This is a genomic window from Bacillus sp. LJBS17 (assembly GCF_019334685.1).
In the GTDB taxonomy this organism is placed as follows: Bacteria; Bacillota; Bacilli; order Bacillales; family Bacillaceae; genus Bacillus; species Bacillus subtilis.
Window position 1 is genome coordinate 1,283,532 of the sequence record NZ_CP079759.1, and the last position, 18,682, is coordinate 1,302,213.

Genomic DNA, 18,682 nt, shown 5'->3' on the forward strand with positions numbered 1-18,682 from the left:
CCGCTCAGCATCGCTGAGCGGATCACTATCCGAAAATTCTTAAGACACAGAGGTGGAACATGCGAACTGAACTGGCAAATAAGGTTGTGTCGGTCGAAACGGAAAAAAGGCTTTCATTGAAAGAGAAAATGTCCTATGGTTTTGGTGATTTTGGCAACGGTTTTATGTTTGATCTCGGCCAGATTTATTTATTGAAGTATTTCACTGATGTAGCGGGAATCCCCGCTGCGATGGCCGGCGGCATTTTTTTAGTCAGTAAGCTGTTTGCAGCGATAACAGATCCAATTGTCGGCTCATCAATCGATTATCGCAAAAACATTGGCAAACGGGGGAAATTCAGGCCTTATCTATTAATCGGCAGCATCGTGCTTGCGGTGCTTACTGTTCTTATTTTTCTGTCTCCCAATGTATCAACGACCGGAAAACTGATTTATGCATATGCATCCTATATGATTTGGGGCATCGGCTATTCGTTTGTGAATATTCCGTACGGCTCATTAGGGGCAGCGATGACTCAAAATTCTGAGGACCGGACCTCCATTTCGACGTTCCGCCAAATCGGATCACTTGGCGCCTTGTTTATCACAAGTGTGGCCGTGATGCCGCTGCTCGTCAAGTTTGATAATCCGAAGGTCGGCTACCCGGTGGTCATGGGCTTATTCGCCGCGCTCGGTGTGTTTTGGTTTTATATTTGCTACCGCAACTGCAAAGAGCGCATTGTCATATCGGAAGCACCAAAAGAAAAATTAACACTCTCATCTGTCGTCAAAACATTTATTACAAATAAACCGCTGTTAACCCTTGTCCTGATGACGATTTTTTCAATTTCCGCATACAACATTAAATCCGCCATGCTCGTCTATTTCGCACAATATAACTTGGGCAATGTTGAATTAATGGCTTATATGAACTTCATCATTATTGGTTCTTCCTTTTTGGGCGTCGTATTCCTTCCAAAGCTCGTCAAGATGTTTGGAAAGAAACGAACGGCAATGATCGGCTTCGGCATCAGTGTGGCCGCGGATCTGATCAACTTTATGCTCCCATCTAACGTATATGTGTTTACAATTCTTGCCAGTATCGCCTTTATCGGAATCAGTATCCCAAATGGCATCACGTGGGCTCTTGTCTCCGATATTATCGACTATGGCGAATGGAAATCCGGTGAACGGAAGGAAGCAACGACATATTCACTTTTCAATTTCTCAAGAAAGCTTGCTCAATCTTTGTCTGGCTTTCTCTCGGGGATCGGTTTGGGGATTATCGGCTATGTCCCGAATGCAGTCCAGACAGCACAGGCGCTGATTGGCATCAAAGCGCTTCTGCTTCTGTATCCGGCCATTGCTTTGGCATTAGCGATGATCATTATCGGCTTTCTTTATAAACTCACAGACCAGCAGCATGCTCAGATCGTTCAGGATCTTCAGCAAAAGATCTGACAATATAATATATAGAATTTTTAAAATAATTTGTAAATAAAATGTGTTTGTAGGGGGTTCGCTAGGAGAGTGCCCAAAAAACTGAAAAGGAAGGAGGCACTTGCTTGAAAACGATAACAATTGCAGCTAAAGAAGCAAAGGAACTCGTTCGGCAAAAGCTGGCCGGTGCCGGTTTGAATGAACGAGATGCTGAAAAAGTAGCAGATGTTCTCGTGCACGCTGATTTGCGCAATGTACATTCGCATGGCGTGCTGCGCACAGAACACTATGTGAACAGGCTTTTAGCGGGAGGGATCAATCCTGGGGCACAGCCTGTTTTTAAAGAAACGGGGCCTGTGACCGGGGTGCTTGACGGAGACGATGGTTTCGGTCATGTGAATTGCGACATGGCGATGGACCATGCAATTGACATGGCGAAGAAAAAAGGAGTCGGCATGGTCACGGCCGTAAACAGCAGCCATTGCGGAGCGCTAAGCTATTTTGTGCAAAAAGCGGCTGACGAAAAGCTGATCGGAATAGCAATGACGCATACAGACAGTATCGTTGTCCCGTTTGGGGGGATGACTCCTTTTTTAGGGACAAATCCGATTGCTTACGGTGTTCCGGCTAAGCATAAAAAACCGTTTATCCTAGATATGGCGACATCCAAAGTGGCTTTTGGGAAGATTCTGCAGGCCCGTGAAGAGGGCAAAGAAATTCCTGAAGGATGGGGAGTCGATGAAAGCGGAGAAGCAGTAACTGATCCTGACAAGGTCGTCTCACTTTCAACATTCGGGGGCCCGAAAGGCTATGGACTATCGATTGTGGTGGATGTATTTTCAGGATTGCTGGCGGGCGCGGCTTTTGGCCCTCATATTGCCAAAATGTACAGCGGCCTTGATCAAAAAAGAAAGCTGGGGCATTACGTTTGTGCGATCAATCCAGCCTTTTTTACTGACTGGGATACGTTTTTAGAGCAGATGGATGCCATGATTGATGAACTGCAGCAATCACCGCCGGCTGTTGGATTCGAAAGAGTGTATGTGCCCGGCGAGATCGAGCAGCTGCATGAAGAAAGAAATAAGAAAAACGGAATTTCTATCGCCCGGAGCGTGTATGAATTCTTAAAAAGCAGGTGAGTAAAATGAAAGCGGTTCAAGTGCGAAAAGCGTATGATCTGGTGACAGCGGAGGTGAAGAAGCCAGTTCTTTCAAAGGAAGATGAAGTGCTCGTGAAAGTCAAGCGAGTCGGCATTTGCGGTTCAGACATGCACATTTATCATGGAACGAATCCGCTTGCTACCCTCCCGAGAGTTATCGGACACGAGGTAACGGGACTAGTGGAGGAAGTTGGTGCGAAAGTTCAGAGCCTAAAACCCGGTGACCATGTGGTGATTGAGCCGATTTCTTATTGCGGCACATGTTACGCCTGCCGCAAAGGGCGGCCGAATGTTTGCGCCAAGCTTTCTGTATTTGGCGTACATGAGGACGGAGGCTTGCGGGAATATATTGTGCTTCCGGAAAGGCAGCTTCACGCGGTCTCAAAGGACTTGCCTTGGGAGGAAGCGGTCATGGCCGAGCCTTATACGATAGGCGCCCAGGCAGTGTGGAGAGGCCAGGTGAAAAAAGGTGATACCGTCCTGATCCAGGGAGCGGGGCCCATCGGGATCTGTGTGTTGAAAATGGCAAAGCTGGCGGGCGCTGCTGTCATGATGACTGACTTGAACAACGAGCGGCTGGCATTTGCGAAAGAAAACGGCGCCGATGCTGTTGTAAATGTCCAAGCAGAACATGTTGCCGAGCGTGTCCTTGAATGGACTGGGAATGAAGGAGCAAACGTGGTCATTGATGCTGTTTGCCTGCCGGAGACTTTTGCACTTTCAATTGAGGCTGTGTCACCGGCGGGACATGTGGTTGTGCTTGGATTTGATGAAAGAGCGGCTCAGATTTCACAGCTGCCGATTACAAAAAAAGAAGTCACGATAACCGGATCGCGATTGCAGACCAATCAGTTTCCAAAAGTAGTAGAGCTTTTGAATGGAGGCCGGTTAGTGCATAACGGGCTGGTGACCCATACATTTTCAGTTGATGACGTTCATCACGCATTTCAGTTTATTAAGGAGCATCCAGATCAGGTGCGGAAAGCCGTCATCACGTTTGATTAAATGACTGAATCCGGAGGTGCGAGCATGAATATGACATTCCGATGGTATGGACGAGGCAACGATACAGTCACACTTGAACACGTGAAGCAAATTCCCGGAGTCAAAGGCATCGTTTGGGCTCTCCATCAAAAGCCTGTCGGCGACGTGTGGGAAAAAGAAGAAATCAGAGCCGAGACCGAATATATTCAATCCTATGGTTTTCATGCTGAAGTTGTAGAAAGCGTGAATGTTCACGAAGCGATTAAACTTGGGAACGAAGAACGCAGCCGGTATATTGAAAACTACAAGCAAACGATCCGCAACCTTGCCGGATTTGGCGTGAAAGTGATCTGCTATAATTTTATGCCGGTTTTTGACTGGACACGCACGGACATGTTCCGGCCGCTAGAAGATGGATCGACCGCTCTGTTTTTTGAAAAGGCCAAGGTGGAAAGCCTTGATCCTCAAGAGCTGATTCGGACGGTGGAGGAAGCATCTGACATGACACTGCCGGGGTGGGAGCCCGAAAAATTGGCTCGGATCAAAGAGCTTTTTGCTGCCTACAGAACGGTCGATGAAGAAAAGCTATGGGACAATTTATCATTCTTTTTGCAGGAAATTCTTCCTGTTGCTGAGGCCTATGGTGTTCAAATGGCCATTCATCCGGATGACCCGCCGTGGCCGATTTTCGGACTGCCGCGCATTATCACAGGAGAGGCAAGCTATAAGAAACTGCGGGCGATATCAGATTCACCGTCTAATTGTATCACCCTTTGTACAGGTTCAATGGGAGCCAATCCCGCTAACGACATGGTGGAGATCGCTAAAACGTATGTCGGCATCGCTCCATTTTCACATATTCGCAATGTGAAAATTTATGAGAATGGCGATTTTATTGAAACATCTCATTTAACAAAGGATGGTTCAATCAACATTCAAGGCGTGATGGAAGAACTGCATAAGCAGGATTACGAAGGATATGTCAGACCGGATCATGGGCGCCATCTTTGGGGCGAGCAATGCCGCCCGGGATATGGCTTATACGATCGGGCACTTGGCATCATGTATTTGAACGGGCTGTGGGACGCCTATGAAGCAATGGCAAAAAAAGAGGTGGACGTATGAGATTGCTGCATGAGAACCTGGCTGGTAAAACGGCTGTCATCACTGGCGGCAGCGGCGTGCTTTGCTCTGCGATGGCACGGGAGCTAGCCCGTCATGGCATGAAGGTGGCGATATTGAATCGGACGGCTGAAAAAGGCCAAGCGGTCGTGAAGGAGATAACGGCGGCTGGCGGCACAGCGTGCGCTGTTGCTGCGGATGTGCTGGACAGGATGTCACTGGAGCGGGCAAAGGAAGACATCCTTGGCCAATTTGGCGCTGTTGATCTGTTAATTAACGGGGCTGGCGGCAATCATCCTGCCGCGATAACCGATGTGGAGACATATGAAGAAGCGGGAGAAGGCCAATCCTTTTTTGATATGGATGAGAGGGGCTTTCTAACTGTATTCTCCACCAATTTCACCGGTGCGTTTCTGGCCTCGCAAGTGTTTGGAAAAGAGCTGCTGAAAGCCGATTCACCGGCGATTATCAATCTTTCTTCGATGAGTGCTTATTCACCTATGACGAAGGTTCCGGCATACAGTGCCGCCAAAGCATCGATCAATAATTTTACGATGTGGATGGCTGTTCATTTTGCCGAAACCGGGCTGCGGGTCAATGCGATTGCCCCAGGCTTCTTTCTGACAAAACAAAATCATGATCTGCTGATCAACCAAGACGGAACGTTCACCAGCCGATCTCACAAAATTATTGCGGGAACACCGATGAAGCGCTTCGGAAAACCCGAGGATTTGCTCGGTACGCTTCTTTGGCTGGCGGATGAATCCTATTCCGGTTTTGTCACTGGGATCACCGTTCCTGTCGATGGAGGATTTATGGCTTATTCAGGTGTGTAACGAAAGCGATGCAACAGAAACTGAACCAACATAGGGGTGAGGTTGAGATGTTTTCAAAAGATAAGCTTCCCGTTATCCTTTTTTTGTTCCTGGCAGGGGTGATTAATTACCTGGATCGCTCGGCGCTTTCCATTGCAGCTCCTTTTATTCAGGATGATCTCACATTGTCTGCCACGCAAATGGGCTTGATTTTCAGCAGTTTTTCGATTGGTTATGCCATTTTTAACTTTCTTGGGGGCGTGGCATCCGACCGCTATGGGGCAAAGCTGACCTTGTTTGTCGCGATGGTTGTTTGGTCGCTGTTTAGCGGAGCAGTCGCCCTCGCTTTTGGCTTTGTCAGCCTGCTGATTATACGCATTCTCTTCGGAATGGGAGAAGGCCCGCTTTCGGCGACCATCAACAAGATGGTGAACAACTGGTTCCCGCCGACCCAGCGGGCGTCTGTTATCGGTGTAACCAACAGCGGCACGCCGCTCGGGGGAGCCATTTCTGGCCCGATAGTCGGCATGATCGCAGTGGCGTTCAGCTGGAAGGTATCCTTCGTTCTCATTATGATTATTGGATTGATATGGGCAGTGCTCTGGTTCAAGTTTGTCAAAGAAAAGCCGCAAGAGACGATGAAGGAAGCACCGGCAATAAAAGCAGAAACGTCTCCCGGAGAAAAAATTCCGCTCACCTTTTACCTGAAGCAAAAAACGGTCCTGTTCACGGCGTTCGCTTTTTTCGCTTACAACTACATCCTCTTCTTCTTTTTGACGTGGTTTCCGAGCTATCTTGTCGACGAACGGGGATTAAGTGTTGAATCGATGAGTGTCATCACGGTCATCCCGTGGATTTTAGGCTTTATCGGGCTGGCTGCGGGGGGATTTGTTTCTGACTATGTGTACAAAAAAACGGCCCGAAAAGGTGTGCTGTTCTCGCGCAAGGTTGTGCTTGTCACGTGTTTGTTTTCATCAGCTGTCCTGATTGGTTTTGCCGGGCTTGTGGCAACGACTGCGGGGGCTGTCACTCTTGTCGCTCTGTCAGTGTTCTTTCTTTATTTGACCGGTGCTATCTATTGGGCTGTCATTCAAGATGTGGTTGATCAAAACAATGTCGGTTCTGTTGGCGGCTTCATGCATTTCCTCGCCAACACGGCAGGAATTATCGGCCCGGCTCTAACCGGATTTATTGTTGACCAAACAGGCACGTTTTCTGGAGCATTTTTGCTTGCCGGAGGGCTGGCTGTCTTCGCTTCACTTGCTGTGATTCGTTTTGTCCGTCCAATCATTGGCAAGCCAGCAGGAACAGAAGCTGAGAATCCTGTGTCTTATTAATCTGGAAATATAGTGGGAGAGGCGGTATGTTTGATGATACAATATACAGTAAATAATCGCAGCCGGTATGATAAGGAAGGGAATTAGATGGTAACCATAAAAGATATCGCAAAACTCGCAAACGTATCCCACACAACCGTTTCCAGAGCACTCAACAACAGTCCTTACATCAAAGAACATACGAAGAAAAAGATATTAGAGCTAGCAGAGCAGCTCAACTATACACCAAATGTAAATGCGAAAAGCCTGGCGATGCAAAAGTCGCATACGATCGGGCTATTCTTTACAAGCATTACAAACGGAACCTCACACAGCTTCTTTGCAGACACAATCAAAGGCGTCAATCAAGCCATAAGTGAGGATTACAATCTGTATGTGCGCGGCATTGATGATCTGAAAAACTATGACTCCGTTACACCGATGAGGTATGACGGCATCATTTTAATGAGCCAAAGTGACATTGATAATTCTTTCATTTACCATATTCGCGAAAAAAACATTCCGCTTGTCGTGCTGAATCGTGATATTGATGATCGCACCATCACGAATATTTTGTCCAATGACAAGGAAGGCTCTCAAGAAGCTGTAGAATACTTCATTCAGTCCGGCCATCAAGACATCGCCATCATCGAGGGGATCGAAGGCTTTAAATCCTCCCAGCAGCGAAAGGAAGGCTACTTATCTGCACTGATTCAACATCATATTCCGATCAAGCATGAATACAGTGTCAAAGGACAGTACGATATGGAAAGCGGCTTTCAAGCGATGGAGAGGCTGCTGGCACTGCCGAATCCTCCAACCGCTGTTTTTTGTTCGAATGATGACATGGCAATCGGAGCGATGAATGCGATATTCGCAAAGGGCCTGCGCGTTCCTGATGATATTTCGGTGATCGGGTTTGATGATATTGGGTTTTCACAGTACATCACGCCAAGACTTACAACAGTAAAGCGCCCAGTGGAGAAAATCAGCGTGCTCGGTGCGCAAAAACTCTTGTCTCTGATTAACGAGCCCGAAACAAAAGCAGAAAAAATCTTGGAAAACACAGAATTCATGGTGCGTGATTCAGTCAGACGATTGACGACGTGATGCCCCGTTTTTCAGCGGGCATTCTTTTATAAAGAAAAATGTTAACGTGTGCATAAAAAGAGGGAGGCAATAAGGATGCAGAAACTGAATAAAAATGTGTACGATCACTATACTCGGTATCCAGAAAAAATTCTCCAATTCGGAGAAGGAAACTTTCTTCGGGGATTTGTTGATTGGCAGATTGATCAATTGAATCAACACGCTGATTTTAATGGGAGCGTGGCAGTTGTCCAGCCAAGAGGCTCAGAAAAAATCAAACGATTAAATCAGCAAGATGGATTATATACGCTTTTTTTACAAGGAATGAAAGACGGAGAAGCGGTAAACGAGCATATGATTATCAACTCAATCAGCCGGGGAATTGACCTGTTTTCTGATTATGAAGCATACAAAGAATTGGCATCAAGCGAAAGGCTTCGGTTTATTATCTCCAACACCACTGAGGCTGGGATTGTATGTGATGAAAAAGATCGTTTAGAGGATAGGCCGCAAAAAACATTCCCTGGGAAATTAACTGCATTTCTCTACTTCCGCTATCAGGCTTTTAAAGGAGATCAGACAAAAGGGTGTGTCCTAATCCCATGTGAACTGATTGAGAACAACGGCGAAAAGCTGAAGGAAACGGTTCTTCATTATGCAGGTCTGTGGAAGCTGGAGGAAGGATTTACACAGTGGATTCATGAGGCCAATACATTTTGTAATAGTTTAGTAGACCGGATTGTTCCGGGTTTTCCCGTCGACAGCATTGATGAGATCACGGCGGATCTTGGCTATCAGGATGATTTGATAGTTGTGGGAGAGCAATATTATTTATGGGTTATCGAGGGGCCTGATTGGATTGGAAAAGAACTTCCCTTTGCGGCTGCAGGGCTCCATACAAAGATCGTCAGCGACCTCACCCCATACCGGACTAAAAAAGTAAGAATTTTAAATGGCGCTCATACAGCAATGACGCCAGTGGCTTTATTATACGGCTTAAAAACTGTTAGGGATGCTGTCGAGCATCCGGAAGTTGGGCGATTTATAAGAAAGCTGATTGACGACGAAATTCTTCCTGTTTTAAAAATGGAAGGTCTTTCTCAGTATGCTGACGATGTGCTGAACCGTTTTAAAAACCCGTATATTAAGCATTACCTGGAAAGCATTGCATTGAACTCCGTTTCCAAATTCAAAACGAGAAACCTGCCGACTCTTAAGGAATATGCTGAACAAAAGGGACAGCTTCCTGAACGCTTGGTGTTTTCTTTCAGCGCTCTTCTGTATTTTTATCATGATAACGAGACATTGCAGGATGATCCGGCAGTTCTTCAATTTTTCAAAGAGGTTTGGTGTCAGGAGGATGGCGACATGCTTCGGATTGCATCAAGAGTGTTAGGCGAACAGCGGCTGTGGGGGGCAGATCTCAATGAGATACCGAAGCTGACTGATAGAGTCGCTGTTTACTTGAATCATATTCATGAGCTGGGCATGCAGCGGGCTCTTGAACAATACTGCATACAAGGGGGAGAGGTACGTTGAAGTCGTTTATAAAGATTCATAAGCAAGATAATGTCCTTCTTGCTCTGCGGGATATCCAAAAGGGAGAGAGGCTGCATGCGGACGGCGTGTCGATTGAAGTAAAGGATGATATAAAAAGAGGCCATAAGATTGCATTGCAGTCTATCAAAGAAAACGACAGCATCATCAAGTACGGGTTTCCAATCGGTCATGCATCACAAGATATCTCGATCGGAGAGCATATTCATGTCCATAATACGAAAACAAACCTGTCTGATATCCAATCATACAGCTATACACCGAGATTTGATGAAAATCCGTATTCTAATGAGAACCGGACGTTTAAAGGTTTTAGAAGAGAAAACGGAGATGCGGGTGTACGGAATGAATTGTGGATTGTCCCAACTGTCGGCTGTGTCAATGGAATAGCAGAAAAAATGCTGCAGCGTTTTGTCAGAGAAACAGGGGATATCGCTCCATTTGATAACGTACTGGTGTTAAAGCATCAATACGGATGCTCGCAGCTTGGCGACGATCATGAAAATACGAAGCAAATCCTGCTGAATGCCATTCGCCATCCAAATGCCGGCGGCGTCTTGGTGTTAGGGCTTGGCTGTGAAAACAATGAGCTGGCAAGAATGAAGGAAGCACTGCAAGATGTGAACTTGAAGCGGGTGAAGTTTCTGGAATCCCAGTCGGTGACCGACGAAATGGAGGCAGGCGTTGCTTTGCTGAAGGAAATTCATGAAGCGGCCAAAGGAGATAAGAGAGAAGACATTCCGCTGTCTGAACTGAAGATCGGGCTGAAATGCGGAGGTTCGGACGGTTTTTCCGGCATAACCGCAAACCCGCTGCTTGGACGTTTTTCAGATTATCTCATTGCACAGGGAGGGAGCACGGTGCTGACGGAAGTACCGGAAATGTTCGGCGCAGAAACCATCCTGATGCAGCGGGCTGCCAATGAAGAAGTGTTTCATAAGATAGTCCAATTAATCAATGATTTTAAACAATATTTTATCAAACATGATCAGCCGGTGTACGAAAATCCTTCACCGGGCAACAAAGCAGGCGGCATTTCTACACTTGAGGATAAATCGCTGGGCTGTACGCAAAAAGCGGGGATTTCTCCTGTCACGGATGTCTTGAAATACGGGGAAGTGCTCAAGACAAGAGGGCTGACGCTTTTGAGCGCGCCAGGCAATGATTTGATCGCCTCCTCCGCATTGGCGGCGGCCGGCTGCCAAATTGTCCTCTTTACAACGGGGAGAGGCACGCCGTTTGGCACCTTTGTCCCGACGGTGAAAGTAGCGACAAACACCGAGCTGTATGAAGCGAAGCCGCATTGGATTGATTTTAACGCAGGCCTTTTAGCAGAGGATGATGTTCATGAGGAATATGTGCTGCGTGAGTTTATCCACTATATGGTTGAGGTGGCAAGCGGCCAGCTTGTGAACCATGAAAAAAATGATTTCAGAGAACTCGCCATTTTTAAATCGGGTGTGACGCTATAATAAGAAAAGGCTATCCTTCAAGCGGATAGCCTTCTTCATTAAATCAATTTTAAACCGCTGACTAAAATAATGGACGCCATAATAAATTGCAGCGGACGCGGGGAGAATCGAGGCGAAAGATGGCTTCCGATCAGCACGCCGGGAATTGAACCAATGAGCAGATTAGCTGCCAGCATGTAATCCACGCTTCCGAAGCTAGCGTTCAAAATGCCTGCTGCCGTAACAAGAAGAAATGCATGCGCGATATCGGTTCCGACAATCTGTGACGCTTTCATGTTAAATAAGTAAATCATGGCAATTGCAAATAATGAGCCAGAACCGATTGATGTTAAGCCGACGATAAACCCAAACACAACACCAATAAGAATCGTCAGCGCCCGCTTATTTTCAAGCGGCATCAGCTGCCAGCGGTTGGGACGAAGTTTTCTATCCAAAAACAAACGAACGATGATTGAAATGGCAACCAGCGTTAACACATATCCTAGAGCGTGCTTAATAATTTCTTCCTGATGCTGGTGAAAGGCGGGGAACAAATGCAAGATGCCAATGGCTAGCGAAGCACTCGGAATACTGCCGATGGCTAAGTATTTTACCAATTTAAAGTTAATCGTTTTCTGCCGCCAATGGGAGGCAACGCCAAACAGCTTTGTGATCGAGTTATATACAAGATCTGTACCGACCGCGATGGAAGGATTAATTCCAAGCACAATTAAAAGGGGAGTTAATAAGGCCGCTCCACCCACTCCCGTCAATCCGACTAAGGCTCCGACAAACAAACCCATCAATATGATGCTTACACTCATGATAAAGGCCTCCTGAAAACCCGACTATTTTTATCAGATTATATATGATTAGGACGCGTTAATCAATTGAATTTTTTGAATTTTTGCACGTTAGCTGCTTGAAATTTTGGTATGCTCAATATCTCTATTCATTTGCCCTATAATGAGTGTCTGGACGAAATCGAGAAGTACTAAAGACGCAAAAAAAAAGATACCTCTTAACAGGTATCTTTTTTCTTGTTTACGCTACATGCGCTGCTGATAGAAAGGAAGCTCAGTGTGGCCCATTTCACGCACATAAACGAACAGGTTGCCTTTATGGTGAATTTCATGCTCCATTGCAAGCTGAAGTAACGCGCGGCCTGTGACTTTTCTGCCGAAAGCGGATGTCAGATCAATTTCTCTGTCCAGCTGCTCTTCAGTCAGCTGTTCAAGGATAGCGGCCGTTTTTTCTGTATATGTTTTTGCCAGAACATTGAGATCTGTTTCTGTTTCTTCCTGCTTGTTTTGAAATGGTGAGGCATTGCCTTCCTTAATGACATTTGCGAACAAGTGGAAAGACGTAAGAATGTGTTTGACCAGCTCTTCTGCTGACATTGATGTTTCTGCCGGTTTGTAGCTGTAATGGTCTTTGCTGATTTTTTCGGCAAGCTCATTGGTCACGTTTCGATGGGATAAAAAATGGCTGACAATTTGATTGGATTGGCTCATTATGATCTCCTCCATATGTAAAAATAAATGGTGCAATGAAATCCTATATCAATGGTTACGAATTCACAAGTAATATGCTGTGGGATGAAACAAAATGCTATGTCAATCGTATATATAACGTTCACAAAACATGAAATGGAGTATAAACATGACTAACATACCTTTCATTTATCAGTACGAAGAAAAAGAGAATGAAAGAGCTGCGGCGGGCTACGGCACTTTCGGTTACCTTATCACACGGATTGAAGAAACGCTTTATGATCAATACGGTGTATTCTATGAGCTCTATGCCAGTGATGATCCAAATACGGAATACTGGGAGCTTCTTGTAGAAGATGTCCGCAGCGGTTCATTGGAGCCTGAGCATGTGGCATATATATTTGAAAAGCTTGAAAAGAAAACCTTTGCTTACGATGAAGATGAGAAAGAACCGGATTATACCGTCCATAAGTCTATAAGAAACAGTGTATACGCGTATCCTGAAAAGGGAGTTGCTTTTGCCAGAATTCCATATTTTCAAGATGGGAGCATTATGAGTTTTGATTGTCTGTTTGCGGTTAACGATGAAAGGATGCGTGCATTTCTGGAGGGAGTCAGACCGCGTCTTTGGGAAAAAAGCAAGCGGAAAGTGACCGTGTTTACGGATGGAGATGGAGGGACTTCAAGAGAGCAGGAAGCCATTGTCAGAGAGGTTCAGCGGAGTCAAGTCATCATGAATCCGCTATTGAAAAAGGAGATATACAGATCAATTGATCAGTTTTTTCATAGTGATAAATCGTTTTATCAAACATATGACATCCCTTACAAGCGCGGCATTCTGTTATATGGACCTCCTGGAAACGGAAAGACGACGTTAGTGAAGTCGATCGCAGGCAGTATCGATGCACCTGTTGCTTATTGGCAAATTACTGAATTTACGTCGAGCGAGACAATAGAAGAAGTCTTTCAGGCAGCGAGACGCCTCGCTCCTGCAGTTCTGGTCATCGAGGATATAGATTCGATGCCGGAAGATGTGCGGTCCTTTTTTCTCAATACGCTGGACGGCGCGACATCAAAAGAGGGGCTATTTCTCATCGGTACGACAAACTATCCCGAAGAGATCGATCCAGGTTTGATGAATCGTGCAGGGCGATTTGACCGTGCCTATGAAATCGGGCTTCCGGATGAAGAGCTGCGGCTGGAATATATGAAAATGAGAGGCTTTGGCATCTTTTTGAGTGAAGGAGAAATAAAAAACGCCGCAAAACTTACAGAAGGCTTTTCCTTTGCACAGCTGGGAGAATTATATGTATCTTCAGCCCTTCAATGGCACCAAGAAGGGAATCACCATATTGAAACCATGGTGAAAGACATGACAGGAGAGCAAAGAAAAAGCCAGCGGGGAAGCTGGATGGAAAGAAACAAAGTCGGTTTTCACTAAAAGAAAGCACGGGTGTTTGAAAAACCCGTGCTTTTTTGTTGCGGTTAGCCGAAATTCGACAATTGCGGTTATTTTGCGTTCTTCTTTTTCTTGTAAATATGATAAAATATGACATATCTCGGGTAATTCAAAAGGGGGGATTAATTGAGGATGAAGCAGACGATTCCGTCCTCTTATGTCGGGCTTAAAATTAATGAATGGTATACTCATATCCGGCAGTTCCACGTCGCTGAAGCCGAACGGGTCAAGCTCGAAGTAGAAAGAGAAATTGAGGATATGGAAGAAGACCAAGATTTGCTGCTGTATTATTCTTTAATGGAGTTCAGGCATCGTGTCATGCTGGATTACATTAAGCCTTTTGGAGAGGACACGTCGCAGCTAGAGTTTTCAGAATTATTAGAAGACATCGAAGGGAATCAGTACAAGCTGACAGGGCTTCTCGAATATTACTTTAATTTTTTTCGAGGAATGTATGAATTTAAGCAGAAGATGTTTGTCAGTGCCATGATGTACTATAAACGGGCAGAAAAGAATCTTGCCCTCGTCTCGGATGATATTGAGAAAGCCGAGTTTGCTTTTAAAATGGCTGAGATTTTTTATAATTTAAAACAAACCTATGTTTCGATGAGCTACGCCGTTCAGGCATTAGAAACATACCAAATGTATGAAACGTACACCGTCCGCAGAATCCAATGTGAATTCGTTATTGCAGGTAATTATGATGATATGCAGTATCCAGAAAGAGCATTGCCCCACTTAGAACTGGCTTTAGATCTTGCAAAGAAAGAAGGCAATCCCCGCCTGATCAGTTCCGCCCTGTATAATCTCGGAAACTGCTATGAGAAAATGGGTGAACTGCAAAAGGCAGCCGAATACTTTGAGAAATCTGTTTCTATTTGCAAGTCGGAAAAGTTCGATAATCTTCCGCATTCTATCTACTCTTTAACACAAGTTCTGTATAAACAAAAAAATGACGCCGAAGCGCAAAAAAAGTATCGTGAAGGATTGGAAATCGCCCGTCAATACAGTGATGAATTATTTGTGGAGCTTTTTCAATTTTTACATGCGTTATACGGAAAAAACATTGACACAGAATCGGTCTCACACACCTTTCAATTTCTTGAAGAACATATGCTGTATCCTTATATTGAAGAGCTGGCGCATGATGCTGCCCAATTCTATATAGAAAACGGACAGCCCGAAAAAGCACTTTCATTTTATGAGAAAATGGTGCACGCACAAAAACAAATCCAGAGAGGAGATTGTTTATATGAAATCTAAATGGATGTCAGGTTTGTTGCTCGTTGCGGTCGGGTTCAGCTTTACTCAGGTGATGGTTCATGCAGGTGAAACAGCAAACACAGAAGGGAAAACATTTCATATTGCGGCACGCAATCAAACATGATGCATAAAAAAAGACCCTTAGGGGTCTTTTTTATTTCTTCAGCTTCCATTCTTTTATCGTCAGCTCAGAAGATCCACTTGCCACCAGCGGATCCGCATGGCCGATTTCCGCTGCCTCTTCCAGTGAATCTGCTTCGATGACATACGCTCCGCCTGTGGCGTCGCTAAATGGCCCAAACATTTTTAAACGTTTTTCTGCTTGTAAACGATCCAGAAATTCATAGTGCCCAGCCACATGCTCCTGATTAAATTTCTCCGTTCTCATTGTCAGCATCAAATATGTATACATATTCAGACCCTCCGTGAACTTCATTTTAACACATTTATCCATATTACGGTGATAGATGATATGAGCTTTTCGTCCTACGAATGCCACCTATTTATGAAAAAAGAAAAGGAGAGATGATAGGTGAGCATTCCAGTAAAGAAAAATTTGGTTTCTGAGGCGAAATACGCGTTGAAGTGTCCTAATGCAATGTCCGCTGAATACATTACCATTCACAACACGGCAAACGATGCATCAGCGGCCAATGAAATCAGCTATATGATCGGGAACACAAGCTCGACAAGCTTTCATTTTGCGGTCGATGATCAAGAGGTGATTCAAGGTCTGCCGCTTAACCGAAACGCTTGGCACACTGGTGACGGCACAAACGGTCCGGGAAACCGCAAATCAATCGGTGTTGAGATTTGCTACAGCAAATCGGGAGGCCCGAAGTATGAGGCAGCTGAAGCCTTGGCGATTTCATTTGTTGCACAGCTTTTGAAGGAGCGCGGCTGGGGCATCGATCGTGTGAGAAAGCACCAGGACTGGAACGGAAAGTATTGCCCGCACCGCATTTTATCAGAGGGGCGCTGGGATCAAGTGAAGGCGGCAATTGAAAAGGAATTAAACGGGGGCTTATCAGCTAAAAAAGCTGCAGTCTCTTCTTCAGCGTCTGTATATCATGTGAAAAAAGGCGACACATTGTCAGGGATTGCCGCATCACACGGAGTCAGTGTGAAAACGCTGCAAAGCATCAATCATATTACTGACCCGAATTACATTAAAGTCGGACAAGTGATCAAACTGCCTCAGACGGCATCTGCTTCTAAAAGCCATGCCGCATCCTCATATCCGCTCCCATCCGGCGTGATCAAAGTGACAAGCCCGCTGACGAAAGGGACAAAAGTAAAGCAGGTGCAGACCGCTTTAGCCGCTCTTTATTTTTATCCTGATAAAGGAGCGAAAAATCACGGCGTTGACGGCGTTTATGGCCCGAAAACAGCAAATGCAGTGAAACGTTTTCAGTCTGTCAGCGGTTTAACGGCTGATGGGATTTACGGTCCGAAAACGAAAGCGAAGATGGAGGAAAAGCTGTAAATAAAAAGACGGAAGCTGTGAAGCTTCCGTCTTTTTATCTTACATACAAACTGCGGCAAGCACCTTTTGAATATCATAAATGCTCTCATCTTTTTTAAACTGCTTTGAGACGGCAGGAAGTTCTGCGCCGGAAATCCAAATTTTCAGCTCTGAATCGAGGTCAAAGCGGCCGGCCGTTTCCACGCTGAATCTGGAAATGCTTTTGTACGGAATCGATTGAAACTCCGTTTTCTTGCCTGTGATTCCCTGCTTGTCCACAAGAATAAGCCGCTTGTCAGTGAAGACAATCAAATCGCGAACCAGCTTAAACGCGGCTTCAACCTTCTCACCCTCAAGTAAAATATGAGCAAGCTCTTCTTTTACAGCAGCCGTTGACAGTGTTGACGCATTGCCGAGTAATCCATCAATAAACCCCATCATATACCTCCTCTGCGTATTCTATCAAATCATACTATAAAAAAGGTTTTCATTCATGGATGAGTAGAGTAAACTTGTGCTGACTGGTAAAGGGGGCGTTCAAAATGACAGATAGGTATGACAGCTTTGCAGCCCTTTCTGCTTCTGAGTCGGAATACCGGATTATTTATGAGGAAAAAAACGGAAGTGAATTTATCGTCCTCGGTCCCCACGGCGGCAGAATTGAGCCTGGGGTCAGTGAATTGGTACGGGCATTTTCGGATCGATGTTCCATCTATTTGTTTGAGGGTCTAAAGCCGCGAAACAACCGTTCCTTGCATCTCACCAGCATTCGTTTTGATGAGCCGCTGGCTTTAGAAAAAGTGAATGACCACCATTACGCATTAGCGTTTCACGGGTATTATGATCCGAAAATCCCGCATACATTGGTCGGCGGGGCGGATCGTAAAAAAGCCAAGCTCATTTGTGAGCGTCTGAATGAAGCGGGTTTTAGCGCCGAGCTCACTAATGAGAAAGACCGCCTGGCAGGTGTACACCCAAACAATATTGTCAATCGGACGAAAAGAGAAATGGGGCTGCAATTGGAGGTGAGCACGGCACAAAGAAACGCGCTGTTCTGCAATTTTGGGTGCCGTGATAAAAGCTACATACAAAACGATTTGTTTGATCGATATGTGGAAGCTGTCAAGCTTGGCTTTTATACATAAAACGAAACGGGACCTGCACTGTCAGCCTATTCCTTCATACGCTGGGATTGTGCGAAAGTGTAGGGAGGAATGATTCATGTTTTATCATATAAAAGAGCTTCAATATCAAGCAAAGCCAGCTCATCCCGATCCGGTTTATGCGAAAAAACTTCAAGAGGTGCTCGGCGGCCAATTCGGTGAAATTAGCGTCATGATGCAGTATTTGTTTCAAGGGTTTAACTGCAGGGCGGATGCTAAGTATAAAGATTTGTTATATGATGTGGGGACCGAAGAGATCGGGCACGTAGAAATGCTGGCAACGATGATTTCCAGGCTTCTGGACAATGCACCCGCGGATGTACAGGAGGATGCTTATAAAAGCAATCCAGCTATCGCAGCAGTCATGTCAGGGATGAATCCTCAGCACGCGATTGTGTCCGGATTGGGGGCGATGGCATCAGATAGTGAGGGCTATCCGTGGAATGCAAAATACATTATCTCAAGCGGAAACCTGCTGGCCGATTTTCGCGCTAACTTAAATGCGGAGGCCCAAGGACGCCTTCAGGTGACACGGCTTTATGCCATGACCGATGATCCAGGGGTAAGAGATATGCTGTCATTTTTGATTGCAAGGGATACCTATCATCAAAATATGTGGTACGCGGCCATTAAAGAGCTGGAGGAAAGAGAACGGGATATTGTCGTCCCGACGACGTTCCCGCGTGAGCTCGAAAAGCAAGAAGTCTCCTATGATTTGTTTAACTTTTCCAGGGGGGATGAAAGCTCGCAAGGAAGATGGGCACATGGGGAAGCCTTTGACGGCCGGGGTGAATTCAGGTATATCCCGGCTCCGATTGCGTTCGCATCTGCGCCTCATCTTAAACCGGCGCCCATGTGGCTGCATAATACAGTTCCCCCAATGTCGAAATGTTAGGTTCTCTTCTGGGCTGAGGAATATATCCTTAGC

General features: G+C 45.6%; 19 protein-coding genes. 15 read left to right on the top strand and 4 right to left on the bottom strand.

Annotated features, from left to right (window positions below):
- Nucleotides 1-59: 59 nt before the first annotated feature.
- The 9 genes from KXZ66_RS06625 to KXZ66_RS06665 all read left to right on the top strand — a co-directional run bounded on the left by KXZ66_RS06625 (nucleotide 60) and on the right by KXZ66_RS06665 (nucleotide 10,932).
- Entirely contained in the window at nucleotides 60-1,439 is a 1,380-nt protein-coding gene (locus KXZ66_RS06625) for an MFS transporter (RefSeq protein ID WP_038828740.1), read from the top strand.
- Nucleotides 1,440-1,543: 104 nt separating this feature from the next.
- Nucleotides 1,544-2,557 (top strand): ureidoglycolate dehydrogenase, encoded by a 1,014-nt coding sequence (gene allD / locus KXZ66_RS06630; protein WP_151870281.1) that lies wholly within the window; start codon nucleotides 1,544-1,546, stop codon nucleotides 2,555-2,557.
- A 5-nt stretch (nucleotides 2,558-2,562) separates the two neighbouring features.
- On the top strand, nucleotides 2,563-3,582 hold the full coding sequence (locus tag KXZ66_RS06635; protein ID WP_128740266.1) for a zinc-binding alcohol dehydrogenase family protein: 1,020 nt from the start codon (nucleotides 2,563-2,565) through the stop codon (nucleotides 3,580-3,582).
- A gap of 24 nt (nucleotides 3,583-3,606) precedes the next feature.
- Complete coding sequence (gene uxuA, locus KXZ66_RS06640) at nucleotides 3,607-4,686, top strand: mannonate dehydratase (protein ID WP_128740267.1); 1,080 nt, start codon at nucleotides 3,607-3,609, stop codon at nucleotides 4,684-4,686.
- The gene (locus tag KXZ66_RS06645; protein WP_128740268.1) at nucleotides 4,683-5,519 is read left to right on the top strand and encodes an SDR family oxidoreductase; all 837 of its coding nucleotides are present in this window, start codon (nucleotides 4,683-4,685) and stop codon (nucleotides 5,517-5,519) included. The genes uxuA and KXZ66_RS06645 overlap by 4 nt, the downstream gene beginning before the upstream one ends.
- A 47-nt stretch (nucleotides 5,520-5,566) precedes the next feature.
- Nucleotides 5,567-6,835, top strand: a complete 1,269-nt coding sequence (locus KXZ66_RS06650; protein WP_021479487.1) for an MFS transporter — start codon at nucleotides 5,567-5,569, stop codon at nucleotides 6,833-6,835.
- A gap of 87 nt (nucleotides 6,836-6,922) precedes the next feature.
- On the top strand, nucleotides 6,923-7,924 hold the full coding sequence (locus KXZ66_RS06655) for a LacI family DNA-binding transcriptional regulator (protein ID WP_128740269.1): 1,002 nt from the start codon (nucleotides 6,923-6,925) through the stop codon (nucleotides 7,922-7,924).
- 75 nt (nucleotides 7,925-7,999) lie between these two features.
- Entirely contained in the window at nucleotides 8,000-9,442 is a 1,443-nt protein-coding gene (locus KXZ66_RS06660; protein WP_128740270.1) for a tagaturonate reductase, read from the top strand.
- Nucleotides 9,439-10,932, top strand: coding sequence for a UxaA family hydrolase (locus tag KXZ66_RS06665; protein WP_049140756.1), 1,494 nt, complete (start codon nucleotides 9,439-9,441; stop codon nucleotides 10,930-10,932). Before KXZ66_RS06660 ends, KXZ66_RS06665 begins: the two co-directional genes overlap by 4 nt.
- A gap of 38 nt (nucleotides 10,933-10,970) precedes the next feature.
- Here KXZ66_RS06665 and KXZ66_RS06670 read toward each other — a convergent pair whose 3' ends face one another.
- Both KXZ66_RS06670 and KXZ66_RS06675 read right to left on the bottom strand, forming a co-directional pair.
- The gene (locus tag KXZ66_RS06670) at nucleotides 10,971-11,735 is read right to left on the bottom strand and encodes a sulfite exporter TauE/SafE family protein (protein WP_014476525.1); all 765 of its coding nucleotides are present in this window, start codon (nucleotides 11,733-11,735) and stop codon (nucleotides 10,971-10,973) included.
- Nucleotides 11,736-11,960: 225 nt separating this feature from the next.
- On the bottom strand, nucleotides 11,961-12,425 hold the full coding sequence (locus KXZ66_RS06675) for a DinB family protein (protein ID WP_014479541.1): 465 nt from the start codon (nucleotides 12,423-12,425) through the stop codon (nucleotides 11,961-11,963).
- A 148-nt stretch (nucleotides 12,426-12,573) separates the two neighbouring features.
- Between KXZ66_RS06675 and yjoB the strand changes: the two genes are divergently transcribed.
- The 3 genes from yjoB to phrA all read left to right on the top strand — a co-directional run bounded on the left by yjoB (nucleotide 12,574) and on the right by phrA (nucleotide 15,250).
- Nucleotides 12,574-13,845: an ATPase YjoB gene (gene yjoB / locus KXZ66_RS06680; protein ID WP_003232739.1), complete on the top strand. Its 1,272-nt coding sequence runs from the start codon at nucleotides 12,574-12,576 to the stop codon at nucleotides 13,843-13,845.
- A 144-nt stretch (nucleotides 13,846-13,989) separates the two neighbouring features.
- Nucleotides 13,990-15,126, top strand: coding sequence for a response regulator aspartate phosphatase RapA (gene rapA, locus KXZ66_RS06685; protein ID WP_015252291.1), 1,137 nt, complete (start codon nucleotides 13,990-13,992; stop codon nucleotides 15,124-15,126).
- Complete coding sequence (phrA, locus tag KXZ66_RS06690) at nucleotides 15,116-15,250, top strand: phosphatase RapA inhibitor PhrA (RefSeq protein WP_003245487.1); 135 nt, start codon at nucleotides 15,116-15,118, stop codon at nucleotides 15,248-15,250. Before rapA ends, phrA begins: the two co-directional genes overlap by 11 nt.
- 30 nt (nucleotides 15,251-15,280) lie before the next feature.
- Here phrA and KXZ66_RS06695 read toward each other — a convergent pair whose 3' ends face one another.
- Nucleotides 15,281-15,538: a YciI family protein gene (locus KXZ66_RS06695; RefSeq protein WP_003232731.1), complete on the bottom strand. Its 258-nt coding sequence runs from the start codon at nucleotides 15,536-15,538 to the stop codon at nucleotides 15,281-15,283.
- Between the two features lie 120 nt (nucleotides 15,539-15,658).
- Between KXZ66_RS06695 and KXZ66_RS06700 the strand changes: the two genes are divergently transcribed.
- Complete coding sequence (locus tag KXZ66_RS06700; protein ID WP_041850941.1) at nucleotides 15,659-16,612, top strand: N-acetylmuramoyl-L-alanine amidase; 954 nt, start codon at nucleotides 15,659-15,661, stop codon at nucleotides 16,610-16,612.
- Between the two features lie 39 nt (nucleotides 16,613-16,651).
- Here KXZ66_RS06700 and KXZ66_RS06705 read toward each other — a convergent pair whose 3' ends face one another.
- Nucleotides 16,652-17,029 carry a PH domain-containing protein gene (locus tag KXZ66_RS06705; RefSeq protein ID WP_014479546.1) on the bottom strand — a complete coding sequence of 126 codons (378 nt, stop codon included), beginning with the start codon at nucleotides 17,027-17,029 and terminating at the stop codon, nucleotides 16,652-16,654.
- Between the two features lie 104 nt (nucleotides 17,030-17,133).
- Between KXZ66_RS06705 and KXZ66_RS06710 the strand changes: the two genes are divergently transcribed.
- Nucleotides 17,134-17,736 (top strand): poly-gamma-glutamate hydrolase family protein, encoded by a 603-nt coding sequence (locus KXZ66_RS06710; RefSeq protein ID WP_038828723.1) that lies wholly within the window; start codon nucleotides 17,134-17,136, stop codon nucleotides 17,734-17,736.
- A 76-nt stretch (nucleotides 17,737-17,812) separates the two neighbouring features.
- A complete protein-coding gene (locus KXZ66_RS06715) occupies nucleotides 17,813-18,649 on the top strand; it encodes a manganese catalase (protein ID WP_003245071.1) in 837 nt (278 codons plus the stop codon).
- Nucleotides 18,650-18,682 lie beyond the last annotated feature (33 nt).